This is a genomic window from Micromonospora sp. AMSO12t (assembly GCF_008806585.1).
Lineage (GTDB): Bacteria > Actinomycetota > Actinomycetes > Mycobacteriales > Micromonosporaceae > Micromonospora > Micromonospora reichwaldensis.
The window spans coordinates 1-556 of the sequence record NZ_WAAS01000577.1 but is presented as its reverse complement, the minus strand read 5'-3'; the positions used below and the strand labels follow the sequence as shown (position 1 = coordinate 556).

The 556-nt window shown below is 75.5% G+C and carries 1 protein-coding gene; it reads left to right on the top strand.

The annotated features are described in order from the left end of the window. Positions 1-502 (top strand): class F sortase (locus F6X68_RS33035; RefSeq protein WP_151457878.1); only part of this gene is annotated, 502 nt, incomplete at its 5' end. Between the last annotated feature and the right edge of the window lie 54 nt (positions 503-556).

The window sequence follows — 556 nt, the reverse complement described above, 5'->3', positions numbered from 1 at the left end:
CGCCCACGCCCCCGCACCGGCCCGCTCCGCGCCGTCGGTGCCGCCGCTGCACCGGGCCGCGCCGGTCGACGTGCGGATCCCGGCCATCAATGTGCGGGCACGGATCGTCCCGGTGGGCGCCGACGCCGACGGGCACCTGGAGGTGCCGCCGCTGGACCGGCCCACCCTGGCCGGCTGGTACCGGCACGGTGTCAGCCCAGGCGAGACCGGCAACGCCGTGCTCGTCGGGCACGTCGACTCCGCCGCCGGCCCCGCCGTCTTCTTCGACCTCGGCCGGCTGCGGCCCGGCGACACCGTACGGATCACCCGCGCCGACGCCAGCGTCGCCACCTTCGCCGTCGACGGCGTCGGGTCGTACCCGAAGGACCACTTCCCCACCGATCTGGTCTACGGGCCCAGTGACGCGACCGGCCTGCGGCTGATCACCTGCGGCGGCCGGTTCGACCGGGACACCGGCAACTACGTCGACAACGTCATCGTGTTCGCCACCCGGGTGCCGTGACCCCCGGACCCGCCCGACCCAAGTACGGTGTCCGCGCGGATGCCGGTGCGGCGG